This is a genomic window from Reyranella sp. (genome assembly GCF_050185545.1).
In the GTDB taxonomy this organism is placed as follows: Bacteria; Pseudomonadota; Alphaproteobacteria; order Reyranellales; family Reyranellaceae; genus Reyranella.
This window is the reverse complement of the sequence record NZ_JBFWZI010000020.1, coordinates 48,835-68,393: the sequence shown is the minus strand read 5'-3', so window position 1 is coordinate 68,393 and position 19,559 is coordinate 48,835. Positions and strand designations below refer to the sequence as shown.

The 19,559-nt window shown below is 65.7% G+C and carries 20 protein-coding genes, 2 tRNA genes and 1 pseudogene; 21 read left to right on the top strand and 2 right to left on the bottom strand.

Annotation, left to right across the window (positions count from 1 at the left end; genetic code table 11):
- The first annotated feature begins 35 nt into the window (after window positions 1-35).
- On the top strand, window positions 36-308 hold the full coding sequence (locus AB7O82_RS08235; protein WP_428537581.1) for an HU family DNA-binding protein: 273 nt from the start codon (window positions 36-38) through the stop codon (window positions 306-308).
- Between the two features lie 135 nt (window positions 309-443).
- Here AB7O82_RS08235 and AB7O82_RS08230 read toward each other — a convergent pair.
- A tRNA-Val gene (locus tag AB7O82_RS08230) sits at window positions 444-518 on the bottom strand.
- A gap of 538 nt (window positions 519-1,056) precedes the next feature.
- Between AB7O82_RS08230 and AB7O82_RS08225 the strand changes: the two genes are divergently transcribed.
- The 20 genes from AB7O82_RS08225 to AB7O82_RS08130 all read left to right on the top strand — a co-directional run bounded on the left by AB7O82_RS08225 (window position 1,057) and on the right by AB7O82_RS08130 (window position 19,125).
- Window positions 1,057-1,133 (top strand) — tRNA-Asp (locus tag AB7O82_RS08225).
- Between the two features lie 52 nt (window positions 1,134-1,185).
- Window positions 1,186-1,551: an NADH-quinone oxidoreductase subunit A gene (locus AB7O82_RS08220; protein ID WP_428537578.1), complete on the top strand. Its 366-nt coding sequence runs from the start codon at window positions 1,186-1,188 to the stop codon at window positions 1,549-1,551.
- Window positions 1,542-2,075: a NuoB/complex I 20 kDa subunit family protein gene (locus AB7O82_RS08215; RefSeq protein WP_428537575.1), complete on the top strand. Its 534-nt coding sequence runs from the start codon at window positions 1,542-1,544 to the stop codon at window positions 2,073-2,075. The genes AB7O82_RS08220 and AB7O82_RS08215 overlap by 10 nt, the downstream gene beginning before the upstream one ends.
- The gene (locus AB7O82_RS08210) at window positions 2,075-2,692 is read left to right on the top strand and encodes an NADH-quinone oxidoreductase subunit C (RefSeq protein ID WP_428537572.1); all 618 of its coding nucleotides are present in this window, start codon (window positions 2,075-2,077) and stop codon (window positions 2,690-2,692) included. The genes AB7O82_RS08215 and AB7O82_RS08210 overlap by 1 nt, the downstream gene beginning before the upstream one ends.
- A 1-nt stretch (window position 2,693) precedes the next feature.
- Complete coding sequence (locus tag AB7O82_RS08205; protein ID WP_428537569.1) at window positions 2,694-3,878, top strand: NADH-quinone oxidoreductase subunit D; 1,185 nt, start codon at window positions 2,694-2,696, stop codon at window positions 3,876-3,878.
- A gap of 11 nt (window positions 3,879-3,889) precedes the next feature.
- The gene (nuoE, locus tag AB7O82_RS08200) at window positions 3,890-4,471 is read left to right on the top strand and encodes an NADH-quinone oxidoreductase subunit NuoE (RefSeq protein WP_428537566.1); all 582 of its coding nucleotides are present in this window, start codon (window positions 3,890-3,892) and stop codon (window positions 4,469-4,471) included.
- A gap of 3 nt (window positions 4,472-4,474) precedes the next feature.
- The gene (gene nuoF / locus AB7O82_RS08195) at window positions 4,475-5,758 is read left to right on the top strand and encodes an NADH-quinone oxidoreductase subunit NuoF (protein ID WP_428537563.1); all 1,284 of its coding nucleotides are present in this window, start codon (window positions 4,475-4,477) and stop codon (window positions 5,756-5,758) included.
- A 15-nt stretch (window positions 5,759-5,773) separates the two neighbouring features.
- On the top strand, window positions 5,774-7,825 hold the full coding sequence (gene nuoG, locus AB7O82_RS08190) for an NADH-quinone oxidoreductase subunit NuoG (protein ID WP_428537560.1): 2,052 nt from the start codon (window positions 5,774-5,776) through the stop codon (window positions 7,823-7,825).
- A gap of 28 nt (window positions 7,826-7,853) precedes the next feature.
- Entirely contained in the window at window positions 7,854-8,879 is a 1,026-nt protein-coding gene (gene nuoH / locus AB7O82_RS08185; protein WP_428537654.1) for an NADH-quinone oxidoreductase subunit NuoH, read from the top strand.
- 12 nt (window positions 8,880-8,891) lie between these two features.
- A complete protein-coding gene (gene nuoI, locus AB7O82_RS08180; protein WP_395710796.1) occupies window positions 8,892-9,380 on the top strand; it encodes an NADH-quinone oxidoreductase subunit NuoI in 489 nt (162 codons plus the stop codon).
- A 22-nt stretch (window positions 9,381-9,402) separates the two neighbouring features.
- Window positions 9,403-10,017: an NADH-quinone oxidoreductase subunit J gene (locus AB7O82_RS08175; protein WP_428537557.1), complete on the top strand. Its 615-nt coding sequence runs from the start codon at window positions 9,403-9,405 to the stop codon at window positions 10,015-10,017.
- A complete protein-coding gene (nuoK, locus tag AB7O82_RS08170; RefSeq protein WP_428537554.1) occupies window positions 10,017-10,325 on the top strand; it encodes an NADH-quinone oxidoreductase subunit NuoK in 309 nt (102 codons plus the stop codon). Before AB7O82_RS08175 ends, nuoK begins: the two co-directional genes overlap by 1 nt.
- 12 nt (window positions 10,326-10,337) lie before the next feature.
- A complete protein-coding gene (gene nuoL, locus AB7O82_RS08165) occupies window positions 10,338-12,314 on the top strand; it encodes an NADH-quinone oxidoreductase subunit L (RefSeq protein WP_428537551.1) in 1,977 nt (658 codons plus the stop codon).
- 6 nt (window positions 12,315-12,320) lie between these two features.
- A complete protein-coding gene (locus tag AB7O82_RS08160) occupies window positions 12,321-13,835 on the top strand; it encodes an NADH-quinone oxidoreductase subunit M (protein WP_428537548.1) in 1,515 nt (504 codons plus the stop codon).
- Between the two features lie 19 nt (window positions 13,836-13,854).
- Entirely contained in the window at window positions 13,855-15,297 is a 1,443-nt protein-coding gene (gene nuoN, locus AB7O82_RS08155) for an NADH-quinone oxidoreductase subunit NuoN (RefSeq protein WP_428537546.1), read from the top strand.
- Complete coding sequence (locus tag AB7O82_RS08150; RefSeq protein ID WP_428537543.1) at window positions 15,294-16,028, top strand: biotin--[acetyl-CoA-carboxylase] ligase; 735 nt, start codon at window positions 15,294-15,296, stop codon at window positions 16,026-16,028. The genes nuoN and AB7O82_RS08150 overlap by 4 nt, the downstream gene beginning before the upstream one ends.
- A 14-nt stretch (window positions 16,029-16,042) precedes the next feature.
- Window positions 16,043-16,813, top strand: coding sequence for a type III pantothenate kinase (locus tag AB7O82_RS08145; protein ID WP_428537540.1), 771 nt, complete (start codon window positions 16,043-16,045; stop codon window positions 16,811-16,813).
- A complete protein-coding gene (locus AB7O82_RS08140) occupies window positions 16,810-18,462 on the top strand; it encodes a ribonuclease J (RefSeq protein ID WP_428537537.1) in 1,653 nt (550 codons plus the stop codon). The genes AB7O82_RS08145 and AB7O82_RS08140 overlap by 4 nt, the downstream gene beginning before the upstream one ends.
- A gap of 5 nt (window positions 18,463-18,467) precedes the next feature.
- On the top strand, window positions 18,468-18,872 hold the full coding sequence (gene mce, locus AB7O82_RS08135) for a methylmalonyl-CoA epimerase (protein ID WP_428619167.1): 405 nt from the start codon (window positions 18,468-18,470) through the stop codon (window positions 18,870-18,872).
- A gap of 10 nt (window positions 18,873-18,882) precedes the next feature.
- Window positions 18,883-19,125, top strand: a complete 243-nt coding sequence (locus tag AB7O82_RS08130; protein ID WP_428537531.1) for a DUF1467 family protein — start codon at window positions 18,883-18,885, stop codon at window positions 19,123-19,125.
- 315 nt (window positions 19,126-19,440) lie between these two features.
- Here the strand turns inward: AB7O82_RS08130 and AB7O82_RS08125 are convergent.
- Window positions 19,441-19,559 (bottom strand): annotated as a pseudogene (locus AB7O82_RS08125) (MarR family winged helix-turn-helix transcriptional regulator); the annotation flags it as partial.

The window sequence follows — 19,559 nt, the reverse complement described above, 5'->3', positions numbered from 1 at the left end:
GACTTCCACCTGCCGGACCTTGCTGGGGTTGACCCGTGAACAAGCACGATTTGATCGCCGCCGTCGCTGCCTCGACCAACCTCTCCAAGACGGACGCCGCCGGCGCCGTCGACGCGATGCTGACGGTGATTACCAAATCGTTGAAAAAGAAAGAGAAAGTCCTCCTGGTCGGATTTGGAACATTCCAAGTCTCCAAGCGCAAGGCAGGAGAAGGGCGCAACCCGCGCACTGGCGAGAAGATCAAGATCGCCGCGGCCAGCGTGCCGCGCTTCAAGGCGAGCAAGCAGCTCAAGGACGCGATCAACTAAGGGCAGCGGCACGCGCCTGTTGAGCGGGGAGTTAGCCCTCCGTTGCGCCCGATTCTGCGCCCGACTCCGTCTGTATGACGATTGTCTGGCATCTCTCTAAGTGCTCAGAAAGCCCGGTTTTGCTAGCTTACATAGTGGTGGGCGATGACGGGATCGAACCGCCGACCTGTCCCGTGTAAAGGGAATGCTCTACCGCTGAGCTAATCGCCCCCGGAGCTGGTGGTAGCACAACCTCGCTGGGCACGTCATGCGCTGGGAGCGCGCCACTCATAGGCGCTAACATTACAGAAGACCTCACCCTGAGGAGCGGTCCGGAGGGCCGCGTCTCGAAGGGTCGGCAACAGATCGGGTGCTGCGACACCGCTTTTCCAGCGATCTCGTGTGTCGCCCATCCTTCGAGACGGCCGCTACGCGGCCTCCTCAGGATGAGGACTTTGTTGGTCTGGCCAAAGTTAGCGCCCATGAGCGCGCCACTCCCGTGGCGCTCATAGGGATTGCGGACACACCGATTGCCGGTCGGAAGAAGAGCATGAGCGCCACGGGAGTGGCGCGCTGAGCGGCGCGCTCCAGCCATGAGCGGAGCACGCTCCGCGCTGCGTTCGCTGGTCCGGAGCTTCATATTTTTCGACAGCTCGTCTGCAGCGTGGAAACCGTTGTAATTCCGGCACTTACGCACGCCTTCGCGGGTGCGGTATGCTTGACTCGCCTCGGGGGGTCCTATATCTCTCGCGCGCCGTTGGGGGCTATTGCGGGCGTAGTTCAGTTGGTTAGAACGCCGGCCTGTCACGCCGGAGGTCGCGGGTTCGAGTCCCGTCGCTCGCGCCAGCCCCAACGCTGGCCGCCCAAACAAAAAATCGGGCGCTAAAAAGGGGTGACGATGGAAGATCTTCTCAGGGAATACCTGCCGATCCTGATCTTCCTCGGCTTGGCACTCGGTCTGACGGGCGCCATGATTGGTGGCTCCTACCTGATAGCCCGCCAGAATCCCGACTCCGAGAAGCTGTCCCCGTTCGAGTGCGGATTCGCGCCCTTCGATGACGCCCGCGGCAAGTTCGATGTTCGGTTTTATCTGGTCGCCATCCTGTTCATTATTTTCGATCTCGAGGTGGCCTTTCTGTTTCCGTGGGCCGTTGCGCTGGGAGACATCGGCCTGTTCGGCTTCTGGTCGATGATGCTGTTTCTCGCCGTCCTGACGGTCGGCTTCATCTACGAATGGCGCAAGGGAGCCCTGGAATGGGAGTGACCACCCAAGCCAAGCCCAGCCCCGCGGCCGAGGCGGCTCTGTCGCGCGCGCTGAACGACGAGCTGGCCGACAAGGGCTTCGTCGTCGCCCAGCTCGACAAGCTGATCACCTGGGCGCGCACCGGCTCGATGTGGGGCCTGACCTTCGGTCTGGCCTGCTGCGGCGTCGAGATGATCCACTGCTGGATGAGCCGCTACGATCTCGATCGCTTCGGCTTCGCGCCGATGCCGAGCCCGCGCTCGGCCGACGTCATGATCGTGGCCGGCACGCTCACCAACAAGATGGCGCCGGCGCTGCGCAAGGTTTACGACCAGATGGCCGAGCCGCGCTACGTAATCTCGATGGGTTCGTGCGCCAACGGTGGCGGCTACTATCACTACAGCTACTCGGTCGTGCGCGGCTGCGATCGCATCGTGCCGGTCGATGTCTATGTGCCGGGCTGTCCGCCGACCGCCGAGGCGCTGCTCTATGGCGTGCTGCAGCTCCAGAAGAAGGTTCGCCGGACGGGAACGCTGGTGCGCTGATGGCGGTATCGCTACAGGAGCTCGGCGCGCATATCGGCCAGGCCACGGCCGGCGCCGTCGTCGCCTCGAGCATCCGGCTCGGCGAGCTGATGCTCGAGACGACCCCGGACAAGCTGGTCGGCCTGCTGACCTTCCTGCGCGACGATCCCAAGTGCCTGTTCAAGCAGCTCGTCGACGTCTGCGGCGTCGACTGGCCGGAGCGCGAGAAGCGGTTCGACGTCGTCTACAATCTGCTCAGCCTCAAGAACAACCAGCGCATCCGCGTCAAGGTCCCGACCGACGAGGCGACGCCGGTGCCTTCGGCTGCCGCTGTGTACAGCTCCGCGGGCTGGTTCGAGCGCGAAACATACGATCTCTACGGCGTGTGGTTCGCCGACCACCCCGACCTGCGGCGTATCCTCACCGACTACGGGTTCGAGGGGCATCCGATGCGCAAGGATTTCCCGCTGACCGGCTTCGTCGAGGTGCGCTGGGACGACGTGCAGAAGCGGGTTGTGTACGAGCCCGTCAAGCTCACCCAGGAGTTCCGTCGCTTCGATTTTCTGAGTCCCTGGGAGGGTGCCCAGCGCGTCCTGCCGGGCGACGAGAAGGCCGAGCAGAAGGACAAGGCGAGCTGACATGTCCGACGTCGAGATCAAGACTCTGACGATGAATTTCGGGCCGCAGCATCCGGCGGCCCACGGCGTGCTGCGCCTGGTCGTCGAGATGGACGGCGAGATCGTCGAGCGCTGCGATCCGCATATCGGCCTGCTCCATCGCGGCACCGAGAAGCTGATCGAGTACAAGAGCTACCTGCAGGCAGTGCCGTATTTCGACCGGCTCGACTACGTCTCGCCGATGAACCAGGAGCATGCCTACGCGCTTGCCGTCGAGAAGCTGCTCGGCATCGCCGCGCCGGAGCGCGGCCAGTACATTCGCGTGCTGTTCGCCGAGATCACGCGCATCCTCAATCACCTCTTGAACGTCACCACGTTCGCCATGGACGTCGGTGCGCTGACGCCGCCCTTGTGGGGCTTCGAGCAGCGCGAGCTCCTGATGGAGTACTACGAGGGCGTGAGCGGCTCGCGCATGCACGCGGCGTACTTCCGTCCCGGTGGCGTCCACCAGGATCTGCCGGCCGGCATGCTCGATTCGATGGACGCGTGGATCAAGCAGTTCTACCCCTTCCTCAAGGACATCGAGAAGCTGCTGAATGAAAACCGCATCTTCCGCATGCGCACGGTCGATATCGGCGTCGTCGACCAGCAGCAGGCGCTGGACTGGGGATTTTCCGGCCCGCTGATCCGCGCCTCGGGCATCCCGTGGGACCTGCGCAAGTCGCAGCCCTACGACGTTTATGAGCGCATGGATTTCGACATCCCGATCGGCAAGACCGGCGACTGCTTCGCCCGCTACCTGGTGCGCATCGAGGAGATGTACCAGAGCGCGCGCATCATGGAGCAGTGCGTGGCGGCTCTGCGCAAGGTCGAAGGCCCCGTTCGGATCGACGACCGCAAGATCTCACCGCCGCGGCGCGGCGAGATGAAGGGTTCGATGGAGGCGTTGATCCATCACTTCAAGCTCTACACCGAGGGCTACAAGGTGCCGGCCGGCGAGACCTATACTGCCGTCGAGGCGCCCAAGGGCGAGTTCGGTGTCTATCTCGTGTCGGACGGCACCAACAAGCCCTACCGCTGCAAGATCCGCGCGCCCGGATTCCCGCACCTGCAGGCACTCGACATGATGACCAGGGGACATCAGCTGGCCGACATGTCGGCCAACATCGGCTCGCTCGACATCGTGTTCGGCGAGATCGATCGGTAGGAGACGCTTCGATGTCGATGGTCACCGCTGATCCCAAAGATGTGCCGCACGTCGCGCACTTCGCCTTCACGCCCGAGAACCTCGCCAAGGCGAAAGCCCTGGTGGCCAACTATCCGCCAGGCCGGCAAGCCAGCGCGGTAATCGGCGTGCTCGACCTCGCGCAGCGCCAGCAGGGCTGGCTGCCGCGTGTGGCGATGGACGAGGTCGCGAAGCTCCTCGATATGGCGCCGATCCGCGTTTACGAGATCGCGACCTTCTACACGATGTTCCAGCTTCGGCCGCGCGGGAAGCACCTGCTGCAGGTCTGCACGACGACGCCATGCTGGCTGCGCGGTTCGGATGCGATCATGAAGGCCTGCGAGCATGCGGCCGATGGCGAGACCTTCAGCGTCCAGGAGGTCGAATGCCTGGGGGCTTGCGTCAACGCGCCGGTCGTGCAGATCAACGACGATTTCTACGAGGACCTCGACGAGGCTTCCCTCAAGAAGGTGCTCGACGCGTTCCGGCGGGGCGAGACGCCGAAGCCCGGGCCGCAAGTCGATCGGCAGACCTCCGCCCCGGAGGGCGGCCCGACGACGCTCAGGAGCGAGTAAGCGATGCTTGCCGACAAGGACCGCATCTTCACCAACCTCTACGGCTACCACGATTGGCGTCTCGACGGCGCGCGCAAGCGCGGCGCCTGGGACGGCACCAAGGCGCTGATCGAGCGCGGCCACGACGCCATCATAGAGGAGATGAAGAAGTCGGGCCTGCGCGGCCGCGGTGGCGCCGGCTTCCCGACCGGCTTGAAATGGTCCTTCATGCCCAAGGAGGTGAAGGACCGGCCGCACTATCTCATCGTCAATGCCGACGAGTCCGAGCCCGGCACCTGCAAGGACCGCGACATCATGCGGCACGACCCGCACCTTCTCGTCGAAGGATGCCTGGTCGCCGGCTTCGCGATGCGCGCCAACGCCGGCTACATCTACGTGCGTGGCGAGTTCTACAACGAAGCCCAGCACCTGATGGCGGCCATCCGCGAGGCCTATGACGCGGGGTTGCTGGGCAAGAACGCCTGCGGCTCGGGCTGGGATTTCGACCTCTACGTCCATCGCGGCGCCGGCGCCTATATCTGCGGCGAGGAGACGGCGCTGCTCGAGAGCCTCGAGGGCAAGAAGGGGATGCCGCGGCTGAAGCCGCCGTTCCCGGCCGGCGCCGGCCTCTATGGCTGCCCTTCGACCGTCAACAATGTCGAATCGATCGCCGTCGCGCCCACCATTCTGCGCCGCGGCGCGCCGTGGTTCGCCGGTATCGGCCGGCCGAACAACACCGGCACCAAGCTGTTCTGCATTTCGGGGCACGTGAACAAGCCCTGCAATGTGGAGGAGGAGATGGGCATCCCGCTGCGCGAACTGATCGACCGGCATTGCGGCGGCGTGCGCGGCGGCTGGGACAATCTGCTGGCGGTGATTCCCGGCGGCGCGTCGGTGCCGCTGCTTCCCAAGTCGATTTGCGACACTGTCCTGATGGATTTCGACTCGCTGCGTGACCAGAAGTCGGGGCTGGGCACGGCGGCCGTGATCGTCATGGACAAGTCGACCGACGTGGTGAAGGCGATCGCCCGACTCAGTCAGTTCTACAAGCACGAGAGCTGCGGCCAGTGCACGCCGTGCCGCGAGGGCACCGGCTGGATGTGGCGCGTCATGGAGCGGATGGTGACGGGCAATGCGCGCCTCGACGAGATCGATGCGCTGGAGGACGTCACCCGGCAGGTCGAAGGCCATACGATCTGCGCGCTGGGCGATGCCGCGGCGTGGCCGATCCAGGGTCTGATCCGGCATTTCCGGCCCGAGATGGAGCGCCGCATCCGGGCGCGCACCGAAAAGCTGGCGGCCGAGTAGGGCAGGGAGCAGACAATGCCCAAGATCAAGATCGACGGCGTCGAGATGGAGGTGCCGGCCGGCATCACCATCCTGCAGGCATGCGAGTTGGCCGGCCTCGAGGTGCCGCGCTTCTGCTACCATGAGCGGCTGTCGATCGCCGGCAACTGCCGCATGTGCCTGGTCGAGGTGAAACCCGGCCCGCCCAAGCCGCAGGCGAGCTGCGCGCTTCCGGTCGCCGACAAGCAGGAGATCTTCACCACGACGCCGATGGTGCAGAAGGCCCGCAAGGGCGTGATGGAGTTCCTGCTGATCAACCATCCGCTCGACTGCCCGATCTGCGACCAGGGCGGCGAATGCGACCTGCAGGACCAGGCGATGGCCTACGGCTTCGACCGCAGCCGGTTCCACGAGAACAAGCGCGCCGTGCCCGACAAGGAGCTGGGCCCGCTGGTCAAGACGTCGATGAACCGCTGCATTCACTGCACGCGCTGCATCCGCTTCGCCACCGAGGTGGCGGGCGTAGAGGAATTGGGTGCGACAGGCCGCGGCGAAAGCATGGAGGTCACGACCTACGTCGAGCATGCGCTCAGCACCGAATTGTCGGGAAACCTGGTCGACCTCTGCCCGGTCGGCGCGCTGACCTCCAAGCCCTACGCTTTCGAGGCGCGCTCGTGGGAGCTCACCAAAACGGAGTCGATCGACGTCCTGGACGCGCTCGGCAGCAACATCCGCATCGATACGCGCGGTGCGCAGGTCATGCGCGTACTGCCACGTCTCAACGACGACGTGAACGAGGAGTGGATCTCCGACAAGACGCGGCATGCGATCGACGGTCTGCGCTACCAGCGCCTCGATCGTCCCTACCTGCGGCGTGGCAACAAGGTCGTGGAAACGACCTGGGCCGACGCTTTTGGCGCCATCGCTGCCAAGCTCGAAGGCCTCGACGGTTCCCGGATCGCGGCGATCGCCGGCGATCAGTGCGACGCCGAGGCGATGGTCGCCCTCAAGGACCTCATGGCGGCTCTGGGTTCACCCAATGTCGATTGCCGGCAGGACGGTGCGAAGCTCGAGGCAGGCGCGCGCGGCGGCTATATCTTCAATCCCGGTGTACGCGGGATCGACCAGGCCGATGCGATCCTGCTGGTCGGGACGGACCCGAGGCGCGAGTCGCCGGTGCTGAACGCCCGCATCCGCAAGCGCTACCTGCATGGCCAGTGTGCCATCGGCAGCATCGGTCCGATGTCCGATCTCACCTATCCGGTCGAGCGGCTGGGCGCCGGCCCGGCCAGCCTGCGCGACCTCGTCGACGGCAAGTTGGGCTTCTTCGACAAGCTCAAGGCGGCCAGGCATCCGCTGATCATCGTCGGCATGGGTGCTCTGGCGCGCGACGACGGTGCCGCCGTCCTGGCGATGGCCCGCGAACTCGCCGACAAGCTCGGCGCGGTGCGGGCCGACTGGAACGGCTTTGCCGTGCTGCATACGGCGGCGGCGCGCGTCGGCGGCCTCGATCTCGGCCTGGTACCGGGCCCGGAAGGACGCGACGTAGCCGGCATCCTGAGTGGTTGCGAGAAGAAGGAGATCGACTTCATCTATCTCCTGGCGGCCGACGAGATCGACACCAGGCGGCTCGGGAAGGCGTTCGTGGTCTATCAGGGCCACCATGGCGACGCCGGCGCCCAGCGCGCCGACGTGATCCTGCCGGGGGCCGCCTACACGGAGAAGCCCGGCACCTACGTCAACACGGAGGGCCGGGTGCAGAGTGCCTTCCGCGCCGGCTATCCGCCGGGCGAGGCGCGCGAGGATTGGGCGATCCTGCGCGCCCTGTCGGAGCGGCTTGGCAAGCAGCTGCCGTACGACACCCTCGAGCAGGTGCGGGCCCGACTGGTCGCCGTCAACCCGAGCTTTGCCGATCTCGACCAACAGGTGGCCGGCGCATGGGGAACCTTCGGCAAGGCGGGCAGCCTCGGCGATGCGCCGTTCGTGTCGCCGATCGGGAATTTCTACATGACCTGCCCGATCAGCCGGGTGTCGCGGACGATGGCCGAGTGCACGGCCTCGCGCGCCCAGCTGCTGGCGGCGGAATAGGGCGGCGGGGCAGGGCATGGGCGCCGACCTGATCCATTTCTTCACCACCAACTGGCTGGGCCAGGCCATCGTGATCCTGGCCGAGTGCCTGCTGGTCACCGTGCCGCTGCTGCTGGCGGTGGCCTACATGACCTACGCCGATCGCAAGATCTGGGCATCGATCCAACTGCGACGCGGTCCCAACGTGGTCGGCCCGTTCGGCCTGCTGCAGCCCATGGCTGACGGGCTGAAGCTGGTTTTGAAGGAGACGATCGTTCCGTCGAGCGCCAACGCCATGCTGTTCGTCCTGGCGCCGATGATCACCTTCATCACGGCGCTGGTCGCCTGGGCGGTGGTGCCGTTCGCCGACGGCTGGGTCATCGCCGACATCAATGTCGGCATCCTCTACCTGTTCGCCATCTCCTCGCTCGGTGTCTACGGCATCATCATCGCCGGCTGGGCGTCGAACTCGAAATATGCGTTCCTGGGGGCGCTGCGCTCGGCGGCGCAGATGGTTTCGTACGAGGTCTCGATCGGCTTCGTCCTGATCACGGTGCTGCTCTGCGTCGGCTCGCTGAACCTCTCCAAGGTGGTGATGGCCCAGTCCGGCTGGTTCTGGAACTGGTTCTGGCTGCCGCTGCTGCCGATGTTCGTCATCTTCTTCGTGTCGGCTTTGGCCGAGACCAACCGCACGCCGTTCGACCTGCCGATGTCGGAAGCCGAGCTGGTGGCGGGCTTCCACACCGAATACTCGTCGATGACTTTCGGCCTGTTCTTCCTCGGCGAATACGCCAACATGATCCTGCTGTCGGCGATGGGCGCGGTGCTGTTCCTGGGCGGCTGGATGTCGCCCATACCGTTCGCGCCCTTCACCTGGGTGCCGGGCCTCGTCTGGTTCGCCCTCAAGATCGCGTTCCTGCTGTTCGTGTTCAGCTGGACCAAGGGAACGCTGCCCCGCTACCGCTACGACCAGCTGATGCGGCTGGGTTGGAAGGTGTTCCTGCCCGTATCGCTGGGCTGGGTCGTCGTCACGGCCGCCGTGCTGCAGTTCGGCGGCTGGGTTCCGAAACCCTAGGGAGATCGCATGATGGCCTCTCTCGACCGCACCGCGCGCTCGTTCCTGCTCTCCGAGCTGGTGACGGGCTTCGTCCTCACCCTGAAGTACATGTTCAAGCCCAAGGTGACGGTGAACTATCCCTACGAGAAGGGACCGCTCAGCCCGCGCTTCCGCGGCGAGCACGCGCTGCGCCGCTACCCCAACGGCGAGGAGCGCTGCATCGCCTGTAAGCTCTGCGAGGCGATCTGCCCGGCCCAGGCCATCACCATCGAGGCCGAGCCGCGTGACGACGGCAGCCGGCGGACGACCCGCTACGACATCGACATGACCAAGTGCATCTACTGCGGCTTCTGCCAGGAGGCCTGCCCGGTCGATGCCATTGTCGAAGGCCCGAACTTCGAGTTCTCGACCGAGAACCGCGAGGAGCTGATGTACAACAAGGAGAAGCTGCTCGCGAACGGTGACCGCTGGGAGCCCGTGATCGCGGCCAATCTCAAGTCAGACGCGGCGTATCGCTGAGCCGGGGCGGTAGGGGGAGAACATGCTGCTCCAGGCTCTGGCCTTCTACGTCTTCGCGTTCGTCGTCATGGCGTCCGCGACCATGGTCGTGGTGTCGCGCAATCCGGTCTACTCGGTCCTGTTTCTGATCCTGGCCTTCTTCAATGCCGCGGCGCTGTTCATCCTGATCGGCGCCGAGTTCATCGCCATGATCCTGGTCATCGTCTATGTCGGCGCGGTGGCCGTGCTGTTCCTGTTCGTCGTGATGATGCTCGACATCAACCTGACGCAGCTGCGCGAAGGCTTCCTGAAGTACCTGCCGGTCGGTGCACTGATCGGGCTGGTGCTCCTGCTGGAGATCCTGTTCGGCCTCGGCGTGCTGGGCGGCGATTCGGCGACGATGGCGGGCCTCGCCAAGGCGGGCGCCCAGGTCGGGGCAATCGACAACACGCGGGCGATCGGCCGGGTGCTCTATACCCAGTATTTCTATCTATTCCAGGCGGCCGGGGTGGTGCTGCTGGTGGCCATGATCGGCGCCATCGTGCTCACCCTGCGCAGCCGGCCGGGCGTGCGGCGCCAGCGCATCGGCGAGCAGCTTTATCGCCCCAAGGACCAGACCATCACCGTGGTCAAGGTGCCGACGCGGGAGGGGGTGTGATGACGATCGGGCTCGGCCACTACCTCTTCGTTGCCTCCGTGCTGTTCACGCTCGGCATCCTCGGCATCTTCCTGAACCGCAAGAACGTCATCGTCATCCTGATGTGCGTCGAGCTGATGCTGCTCGCGGTGAACATCAACCTCGTCGCCTTCTCGGTGTACCAGGGCAACATCGTGGGCCAGGTCTTCGCCATGCTCGTGCTGACCGTGGCGGCCGCGGAGGCTGCCATCGGCCTCGCAATCCTGGTGGTCTACTTCCGCAATCGCGGAACGATCGAAGTCGAAGATATCAACGCGATGAAGGGCTAGGGGCGCCAAGTCATGGATCTCGCCATCAAGCTCATCGTCCTGCTGCCGCTGCTGGCCGCGGCCATCGCCGGATTGTTCTGCCGCGTCATCGGCGACCGGCCGGCCCAGTTCGTGACCTGCGCGGCCCTGCTGATCGCCGCGGCCCTTTCCATCTTCGTCTTCGTCCGCATCGGCTTCGGCCCGGAGAACGCCAAGTTGGTCGTGGTCAAGCTGTTCAGCTGGATGGATTCCGGGACCCTGGTGGTCAACTGGTCGCTCCGCGTCGATACGCTGACCGCGGTCATGCTGATCGTCGTCACCGGCGTGTCGTCGATGGTCCATGTCTACTCGGTGGGCTACATGGCCGAGGATCCCAGCATCCCGCGCTTCATGTCCTACCTGAGCCTGTTCACCTTCTTCATGCTGATGCTGGTGACGTCCGACAACCTCGTGCAGCTGTTCTTCGGCTGGGAGGGAGTGGGCCTCGCCTCGTATCTGCTGATCGGCTTCTGGTACGACCGGCCGTCGGCCAACGACGCGGCGATGAAGGCCTTCATCGTCAACCGGGTCGGCGATTTCGGCTTCGCGCTGGGCATCTTCGCAGTGTGGATGCTGAGCGGCTCAGTGAACTTCGCCGACGTGTTCGCCAAGGGGCCCGAGATGGCCCAGGCGCGCATCCACTTCCTCGGCATGGACTTGCCGGCACTGGAGACGGCCTGCCTGCTGCTGTTCGTCGGCGCCATGGGCAAGTCGGCCCAGCTCGGCTTGCACACCTGGCTGCCTGACGCTATGGAAGGCCCGACCCCGGTCTCGGCCCTGATCCACGCGGCAACCATGGTGACCGCGGGGGTATTCATGGTCTGCCGCCTGTCGCCGATTTTCGAGCTCGCGCCGATCGCTCTCGCGGTCGTTACCCTTATCGGCGCGGCGACGGCATTCTTTGCCGCCACCATCGGCCTCACCCAGTTCGACATCAAGCGGGTGGTCGCCTACTCGACCTGCAGCCAGCTCGGCTACATGTTCTTTGCCGCCGGCGTCGGCGCCTATTCGGCGGCGATGTTCCACCTGATGACGCATGCCTTCTTCAAGGCACTGCTGTTCCTCGGTTCGGGCTCGGTCATCACGTGCCTGCATCACGAGCAGGACATGCGCAAGATGGGCGGGGTCAAGGAGAAGGCGCCACAAACCTTCTACCTGATGTGGGTCGGTACCCTGGCGCTGTCGGGCATCGGTGTGCCGTTCATCTTCGGCAACGGCCTCGGCTTTGCCGGCTTCTATTCCAAGGACATCATGCTCGAATCGGCCTACGGGGCGCACTCGGTGGTCGGCATGATCGCCTTCTGGCTGGGCACGATCGCCGCCTTCATGACGGCCTTCTACTCGACCCGGCTGATGTTTATGACGTTCTACGGCACCTATCGCGGCGACCATCATACCTGGGATCACGCCCACGAATCGCCGCCGGTCATCCTGATCCCGCTCTACGTGCTGGGCGCCGGCGCGTTGCTTTCCGGCCTCGTTGCCTACGACTGGTTCGTCGGCCACGACTGGCAGCATTTCTGGGGAACCACGTCGATCGCCGTGAAGTCGACCGAGGAAGTGCTCCATCACGCCCACGAGGTGCCGGTGTGGGTCAAGCTGGCGCCGCTGGTCTTTGCCCTGTCGGGCATCGGGCTCAGCTACTACTACTACATCGTCCGGCCCGAGCTGCCGGCGCTCACGGCGAAGCGCTTCCCCGGGCTGTACGCGCTGTTCTACAACAAGTGGTACTTCGACGAGCTCTATGACGCGGTGCTCGTCCAGCCGGCGGTGCGTATCGGCCGGCTGTTCTGGAAGAAGGGTGACGAGGCGACGATCGACGGGCTGGGCCCCGACAACATCGCCGCCCGCGCACAGGATATGGCAGGCGTGCTGAGCCGCTTCCAGAGTGGCTACCTCTACCATTACGCGTTCGCGATGCTGGTCGGCGTGGCCGCCCTCGTGACCTACTTCATGCTGTCGGCGAGGTAAGGCCCGATGTCGAGCTGGCCGATCCTCTCGCTGGTTACATTCCTGCCCCTGGTGGGGGCGCTGTTCTGCCTCGTGGTGAACGGCCCGAAGGAGGCTGTCGAGCGCAATTGCAAGAGCATCGCGCTGGTGACGTCGCTGGTGACGTTCCTGGTCTCGCTGCTGCTGTGGGCGCGCTTTGACGTCACCAAGGCGGGGTTCCAGTTCGAGGAGAAGGCCGACTGGGTGCCGGCGCTGTCCATCGGCTACCACATGGGCATCGACGGCATCTCGCTGTTCTTCGTCCTGCTGTCGACGCTGCTGACGCCGATCTGCATCCTGGCGAGCTGGGAAGCGGTCCATGTCCGCGTCAAGGAGTACATGGTCGCCTTCCTGGTGCTCGAGACCTTCATGGTCGGCATGTTCTGCGCGCTGGACCTGGCGCTGTTCTACGTCTTCTTCGAAGGCGTGCTGATTCCGATGTTCCTGATCATCGGCGTGTGGGGCGGCCCGCGGCGCGTCTATGCTGCCTTCAAGTTCTTCCTCTACACGCTGCTCGGCTCGGTGCTGATGCTGCTGGCCATCATCGCCATCTACTGGCAGATCGGCACCACCGACCTGCCGACGGCGATGGAGAAGCTCGAGCTGCCGTTCATCTGGCAGTGCTGGCTGTGGCTCGCCTTCTTCGCCTCGTTCGCCGTCAAGGTGCCGATGTGGCCGGTCCATACCTGGCTGCCCGACGCCCACGTCGAGGCCCCGACCGCGGGCTCGGTCATCTTGGCCGGCGTGCTCCTGAAGATGGGCGGCTACGGCTTCCTGCGGCTGTCGATCCCGCTGCTGCCGGAGGCGACGCAGTATTTCGCGCCGCTGATCTTCGGCCTGTCGATCGTGGCGGTCATCTACACCTCGCTGGTCGCGCTGGTGCAGGAGGACATGAAGAAGCTGATCGCCTACTCGTCGGTCGCCCACATGGGCTTCGTGACGATCGGCGCTTTCGTCCTCAACATGCAGGGCGTGCAGGGCTCGCTGTTCCAGATGCTGAGCCACGGCATCGTCTCGGCCGCGCTGTTCCTATGCGTCGGCGTGGTCTACGACCGCATGCATACGCGCGAGATCGCCGCCTACGGCGGCCTGGTGCATCGCATGCCGCGCTACGCCTTCACCTTCATGTTCTTCACCCTGGCGAGCGTCGGCCTGCCCGGCCTGTCGGGGTTCGTCGGCGAGTTCCTGGTGTTGGTCGGCACCTTCAAGGTCAACACCTGGGTGGCGGCGCTGGCGGCGACCGGCCTGATCCTGGGCGCAGCCTATGCGCTCTGGCTCTATCGCAAGATCATCTTCGGCGAGCTCACCAAGAGCTCGCTGCAGGCCATCCTTGACATGACCCGCCGCGAGATCGCGGTGTTCCTGCCGCTGGTCCTGCTGACCCTGTGGATGGGCGTCTACCCCAACTCCTTCCTCGATCCGATGGCGCCGGCGGTCGACAAGCTGGTCGCCGACTATCAGAACGCCATCAAGCTCGCCCGCACCGCGGCGCTGGCGCCGTGAGCAGGCGGGAGTGACGAACATGATCATCGGTCTCGAATCCTGGACGCTGGCCCGGCCCGAGCTCTTCCTGGCGGCGGTGACGGCGCTGCTGCTGGTCTATGGCGTCGTGCGGGGCGAGGTGGCCACGAACTTCGTGTCACTGGCGACGTCGGCGGCGCTGCTGGTGACCGCCGCGTTGCTCTTCCTGCCATATCAGGAAGGCACCGCCTTCGCCTCGCTGTTCATCGTCGACCGGCTGACGGCGACGATGAAGCTGCTGGTGCTGGTCGGCGCCTCGATCGCCATTCTGATGTCGCGCGCCTATTTCGAGCAGGTCCGCGCCTGGCGATTCGAGTATCCGCTGCTGGTTGCGCTGGCGACGCTTGGCATGATGCTGATGATCTCGGCCAACGACCTGATGGCGCTCTATGTCGGGCTGGAGATGCAGTCGCTGGCCCTCTACGTCGTGGCGGCCTTCCAGCGCGACACGGTCCGGTCGAGCGAGGCGGGCGTGAAATACTTCGTCCTGGGCTCGGTTGCTTCCGGCATGCTGCTGTTCGGCGCCTCGTTGATCTACGGCTTCTGCGGCGGTACGGCGTTCGTGCAGATCTCGCGCGCCCTGCTCGACGGCCGCGGCGCCGAGATCGGCACGATGATCGGCCTGGTGTTCGTGGTCGCGGGTCTCGCCTTCAAGGTCTCGGCCGTGCCCTTCCACATGTGGACGCCCGACGTCTACGAGGGCGCGCCGACCCCGGTTACAGCCCTTTTCGCCGTCGCGCCCAAGATCGCTGCCATGTCGCTGATGGTTTCGGTGCTGATGGGACCGTTCAAGCCCCTGTTCGCGCAGTGGCAGCAGATCGTCGTCGTGGCTGCAGTTCTGTCGATGGCGCTCGGCGCGTTCGCGGCGCTGCGCCAGCAGAACATCAAGCGACTGATGGCCTATTCGTCGATCGGCAATGTCGGATACATCCTGCTCGGGCTGGCGAGCGGCAGCGAGAAAGGCATCCAGGCGGTCGTCTTCTTCCTGGCGATTTATCTCGTCATGACGCTGGGTGTGTTCGCCACCATCCTGATGATGAAGCGTCGCGGCGTCATGGTCGAGAGCATCGCCGACCTTTCCGGCCTGGCGCGCAGCCAGCCGGCAATGGCATTCGCCCTTTTGATCCTGATGTTCTCGCTGGCCGGCATTCCGCCAATGGCCGGCTTCTGGGGCAAGCTCTACATCTTCATCGCCGCCATCGAGGCCAAGCTCTACGTTCCGGCCGTTCTCGGCGTGCTGGCCTCGGTGGTGGCCTCCTACTACTACCTGCGCATCGTCAAGGTGATGTACTTCGACGAGCCTGCCGAGGCATTCGACGCGCCGGCGTTCGGAGTCAATCGGGCCGTGGCGCTGGCGGCAGCGCTGCTGGTCGCGGTGTTCTCGGTTGCGCCGCAGCCGCTCAGCCTGGTTGCCGCCGCAGCGGCCAAGGGCCTGTTCCCGTGAGTTCGCCGCCCGTCCTGCCGGACGGGTGGACGCTGGTCGCCCTCGACACCGTTGGCAGCACCAACGACGAGGCGGCCCGGCTGGCCGAGGCCGGTGCCCCGGAAGGCACCGTGGTGTGGTCGCGCGAGCAGACCGGCGGCCGCGGCCGTCGCGGCCGTCGTTGGTCCTCGCCGGTCGGCAATCTCTACACTTCGACCATCCTGCGGCCCGCGTGCGGTGCTCCGCAGGCCGCGGAGCTGGGCTTTGTCGCCGCCCTTGCGGTTGCCGACATGGTGCCGGCCGACCGCCAGGTGCGTGTGAAATGGCCGAACGACGTGCTGGTCGACGGCGGCAAGATCGCCGGTATCCTGCTGGAGAGCGCCGTCGGCGACGGCGGCCGCGTTTTGCACGTCGTGGCCGGCATCGGTGTCAATGTCGGCTTTGCGCCGCAGCTGCCGGAGATGCGCTATCCGGGGGCGGCGCTCGGTGGGACGGTCGAGGCGGCGCTCGAGAAGCTCACGGGCGCTCTCGCCCGGCGTCTCGCCGGGTGGCGCCGCGAAGGCTTCGCGGCGGTACGCGCCAATTGGCTTGCCCAGGCCGGGCCGCTCGGCGCCGAGGTCGATGTGAGGTTGGGCGAGGGCCTGGTGCGTGGCCGATTCGCCGGGCTCGACCCTGAAGGGGCTCTGTTGCTGGACACCGCCGACGGTCCGCGCCGGATCGTGTCGGGCGAACTGCTGGGCCGTGCGGCCTGAGGGAGGGGCGAGGGATGCTGCTTGCCATCAACTGCAACAACACCAACATCAAGTTCGGCGTGGTCGACGGCGACCGCATCGTCGGCGAATGGCGCCAGCACACGTCGGCCATGCGCACTGCCGACGAGCACGCGGTCTGGCTGTTCGAACTGATGCGCATGGAGGGCATCGATCCCAAGTCGGTCACCGACGCCATCATCGGCAGTGTCGTGCCGCAGGCCAATTTCAACCTGCGCCGCCTTTGCACGCGCTACCTCAATTGCGAGCCGCTGTTCCTGGGCGAGCCCAATGTCGTCTACGGCATCAAGATCAAGGGCGTGGGTGCCGGCGCTGACCGCGTCTGCAACACGGTGGGCGCCAGCCTGATGTTTCCTCGCACGCCGACGATCGTGGTCGATTTCGGCACGGCGACCAACTTCGACGTGGTGGACGAGGAAGGCAGTTACTGCGGCGGTGCCATTGCCCCCGGCCCGAATCTCAGCATCGAGGCCCTGGTCCGTGCCGCTGCACTGCTGCCGCGCATCGTGGTCGAGAAGCCGGAGAACGTCATCGGCACGACCACGGTGGCGTGCATGCATACTGGGGTGTTCTGGGGCTATGTCGGCCTGATCGAGGGCATCGTGACGCGGATCAAGGCCGAGTTCGGCAAGCCCATGAAGGTGGTCTCGACCGGTGGCCTGGCGCCCGTGTTCGACGGGCACATTTCGGTGATCGACCAGGTGGCCCCCGACATCACTGCGCGCGGGTTGATCGAGATCTGGAAGCGCAGCAAGAAGGCGGCATGACCGTACCATCGAACGACGAGCTGCTGTTCCTGGCCCTGGGGGGTGCGGGAGAGATCGGCATGAACCTCAACCTCTACGGCCATGCCGGAAAGTGGTTGATGATCGATCTCGGCATCGGCTTTGCCGACGACACGATGCCCGGCATCGAGGTGGTTATGCCCGATCCGGCCTTCATCGAGGAGTGCCGCGACCAACTGGTCGGCATCGTGCTGACTCACGCGCACGAGGATCACCTCGGCGCCGTTGCCGATCTCTGGCCGCGCCTGCGCGCACCGGTCTACGCGACGCCGTTCGCCGCCTCGGTGCTGAAGCGCAAGCTCACCGAGGCCGGCCTCGTGGAGACGGTGCCGGTCACCGAGATCCCGCTGCGTGGCCGCTTCAGCCTGCCGCCGTTCGAGCTCGAATTGATCACCATGACCCATTCGATCCTCGAGCCCAATGCGCTGGCGATCCGCACCCCGCTGGGGACCGTGTTCCACACCGGCGACTGGAAGATCGATCCCGAGCCGCTGCTGGGCGACGTCACCGACGAGGCGGTGCTGCGGCGCATCGGCGAGGAGGGCGCCCTCGCCATGGTGTGCGACAGCACCAACGTCTTCGTCGAGGGCGAGGCAGGCTCGGAGTCCACGGTGCGCACCAACCTCGAGAAGCTCGTCAAGGCAGCCAGGTGCCGGGTCGCGGTGACGTGCTTTGCTTCCAACCTGGCGCGGGTCGAGAGCATTGCGCTGGCGGCGGTGGCGGCGGACCGACATCCGGTGCTCTCGGGACGGGCCCTGGTGCGCATGGTCGAGGCGGCTCAGGAGTGCGGCTACCTGCTCGACTTTCCCGACTGCATTCCCGAGAGTCAGGCGGGCTTCCTGCCGCGCGACAAGGTCGTCCTGATCTGCACCGGCAGCCAGGGCGAGCCGCGGGCGACGATGGCCAAGCTTGCCAACGGCGATCACCGCGACCTCGTCCTCGAAGCCGGCGACACCGCGATCTTCTCCTCGCGCGTCATTCCCGGCAACGAGCACTCGGTGGGCCGGCTGCAGAACGCGCTCCTGGCGCGCGGGGTCGAGATCCTCACCGACAGCGACGAGACCGTCCACGTCTCCGGCCATCCGGCGCGGGACGAGCTCGTGCAGGTCTACCAGTGGATCCGGCCGAAGATCGCGGTCCCCGTGCACGGCGAGCTTCGCCACATGGTCGAGCACGCCGCCTTGGCGCGCTCCTGCCAGGTGCCGGAGACCATTGTGGCGCCGAACGGCACGCTGGTCCGTCTTGCCCCGGGGCCGGCCGAGATCGTCGATCATGTACCGGCCGGGCGGCTGGCGCGCGACGGCAACGGAGTGGTGCCGCTCGACGGCGCGTCGCTGCGCGAGCGGCGCAAGCTCCTGTGGAATGGCGCCGCCGCGGCGACCCTGGTGGTCGACGACAAGGGGCGGCCGATGGCGCCGCCCAAGGTGACGCTGCGCGGCTACGACGACGAGGACGGGGCGCTGGGCAAGGCCGTCGTGGCGGGGCTCGAGGAGATGCTGTCCGACCTCAAGGCAGCTGATCGGGCTGATGACGAGCGGCTGGAGCTGGCGGCGCGCGTCGCCGTGCGGCGCGTCGTGCGCGCGCACCTCGGCAAGAAGCCGTTGACGGATGTGCATATCGTCCGCATCTAAAGCGCATGATCGGACGCCTGAACCATATCGCCATCGCCGTGCCCGACCTCACCAAGGCGGCCAACCTGTATCGCGACGTGATGGGCGCCAAGGTGAGCGAGCCAAAGGCGCAGCCGGCGCATGGCGTCACCGTGGTCTTCGTCCAGCTGCCGAACACCAAGATCGAGCTGCTGCATCCGCTCGGCGAGAAATCCCCGATCGCCAATTTCCTCGCCCGCAACAACGACGGCGGCATCCACCACGTCTGCTACGAGGTCGAGGACATCTACGCCGCCCGCGACAAGCTGAAGGCCCAAGGTGCCCGTGTGCTGGGCGACGGCGAGCCCAAGATCGGCGCCCACGACAAGCCAGTGCTGTTCCTGCATCCCAAGGATTTCACCGGCACGCTGATCGAGCTCGAGCAGGTCTGAGGCGCGCCCCATGAGCTGGGCGACCGGCGTCATGGTCTACATCGTGATCTGGTGGATCGTGCTGTTCGCCGTTCTGCCGCTCGGCGTGCGCCGCGTCGAAAAGCCCGGCCGCGGCCAGGATCACGGCGCCCCGGAGCGCCCCGAGCTCCTGCGCAAGGCGATCATCACGTCGGCCGTCGCGGCCGTCCTGTGGCTCGCCTTCTTCGTCCTGCACCAGCTCGACGTCTTCAGCTTCCGCCGGCTGGTGGAGTAGCGATTGAGTTCCCTCCCATGAAGCTCCGGGCGGGTACCGCCCCGATCTTCTCAGTCATCGTGGTGCCGCCGGGCGTGCTGGGTGTCTCCCCCGTAGTCGGGGGAGGTGGCAGCCGTCTTTGCCGGAGGGGTCATACGCTGGGAGCGCCCCACTCCGATGGCGCTCATGGGATGCAGAATTATCAAGAAGAGCGCCATGGGAGTGGCGCGCTAAGTGGCGCGCTCCCAGCCATGAGCCTCGACCAATGGTGGCCTTGGTCCGGAACATGCATGTCGTCCGCGCATTGCCAGGAATGCGAGGGAGAGGCAGTTGGAGTCAGCCGGCGCGTTCGATCAGGGTTTCCAGCAATCGCTTGAGCTGCGCCGTCGCCTTGTCGCCGTAGCTGTTGACGATGTGGGCTTCCTGGTCGAGCGCCAGGGGAGCGAGCTTGCGCG

Bases quoted from the DNA above. Each gene is read 5' to 3' on its own strand.
- AB7O82_RS08220 (WP_428537578.1), top strand. From the start codon at position 1,186: ATGGAAGATCTTCTCAGGGAATACCTGCCGATCCTGATCTTCCTCGGC.
- AB7O82_RS08215 (WP_428537575.1), top strand. From the start codon at position 1,542: ATGGGAGTGACCACCCAAGCCAAGCCCAGCCCCGCGGCCGAGGCGGCT.
- AB7O82_RS08210 (WP_428537572.1), top strand. From the start codon at position 2,075: ATGGCGGTATCGCTACAGGAGCTCGGCGCGCATATCGGCCAGGCCACG.
- AB7O82_RS08205 (WP_428537569.1), top strand. From the start codon at position 2,694: ATGTCCGACGTCGAGATCAAGACTCTGACGATGAATTTCGGGCCGCAG.
- nuoE (WP_428537566.1), top strand. From the start codon at position 3,890: ATGTCGATGGTCACCGCTGATCCCAAAGATGTGCCGCACGTCGCGCAC.
- nuoF (WP_428537563.1), top strand. From the start codon at position 4,475: ATGCTTGCCGACAAGGACCGCATCTTCACCAACCTCTACGGCTACCAC.
- nuoG (WP_428537560.1), top strand. From the start codon at position 5,774: ATGCCCAAGATCAAGATCGACGGCGTCGAGATGGAGGTGCCGGCCGGC.
- nuoI (WP_395710796.1), top strand. From the start codon at position 8,892: ATGGCCTCTCTCGACCGCACCGCGCGCTCGTTCCTGCTCTCCGAGCTG.
- AB7O82_RS08175 (WP_428537557.1), top strand. From the start codon at position 9,403: ATGCTGCTCCAGGCTCTGGCCTTCTACGTCTTCGCGTTCGTCGTCATG.
- nuoK (WP_428537554.1), top strand. From the start codon at position 10,017: ATGACGATCGGGCTCGGCCACTACCTCTTCGTTGCCTCCGTGCTGTTC.
- nuoL (WP_428537551.1), top strand. From the start codon at position 10,338: ATGGATCTCGCCATCAAGCTCATCGTCCTGCTGCCGCTGCTGGCCGCG.
- AB7O82_RS08160 (WP_428537548.1), top strand. From the start codon at position 12,321: ATGTCGAGCTGGCCGATCCTCTCGCTGGTTACATTCCTGCCCCTGGTG.
- nuoN (WP_428537546.1), top strand. From the start codon at position 13,855: ATGATCATCGGTCTCGAATCCTGGACGCTGGCCCGGCCCGAGCTCTTC.
- AB7O82_RS08145 (WP_428537540.1), top strand. From the start codon at position 16,043: ATGCTGCTTGCCATCAACTGCAACAACACCAACATCAAGTTCGGCGTG.
- AB7O82_RS08140 (WP_428537537.1), top strand. From the start codon at position 16,810: ATGACCGTACCATCGAACGACGAGCTGCTGTTCCTGGCCCTGGGGGGT.
- mce (WP_428619167.1), top strand. From the start codon at position 18,468: ATGATCGGACGCCTGAACCATATCGCCATCGCCGTGCCCGACCTCACC.
- AB7O82_RS08130 (WP_428537531.1), top strand. From the start codon at position 18,883: ATGAGCTGGGCGACCGGCGTCATGGTCTACATCGTGATCTGGTGGATC.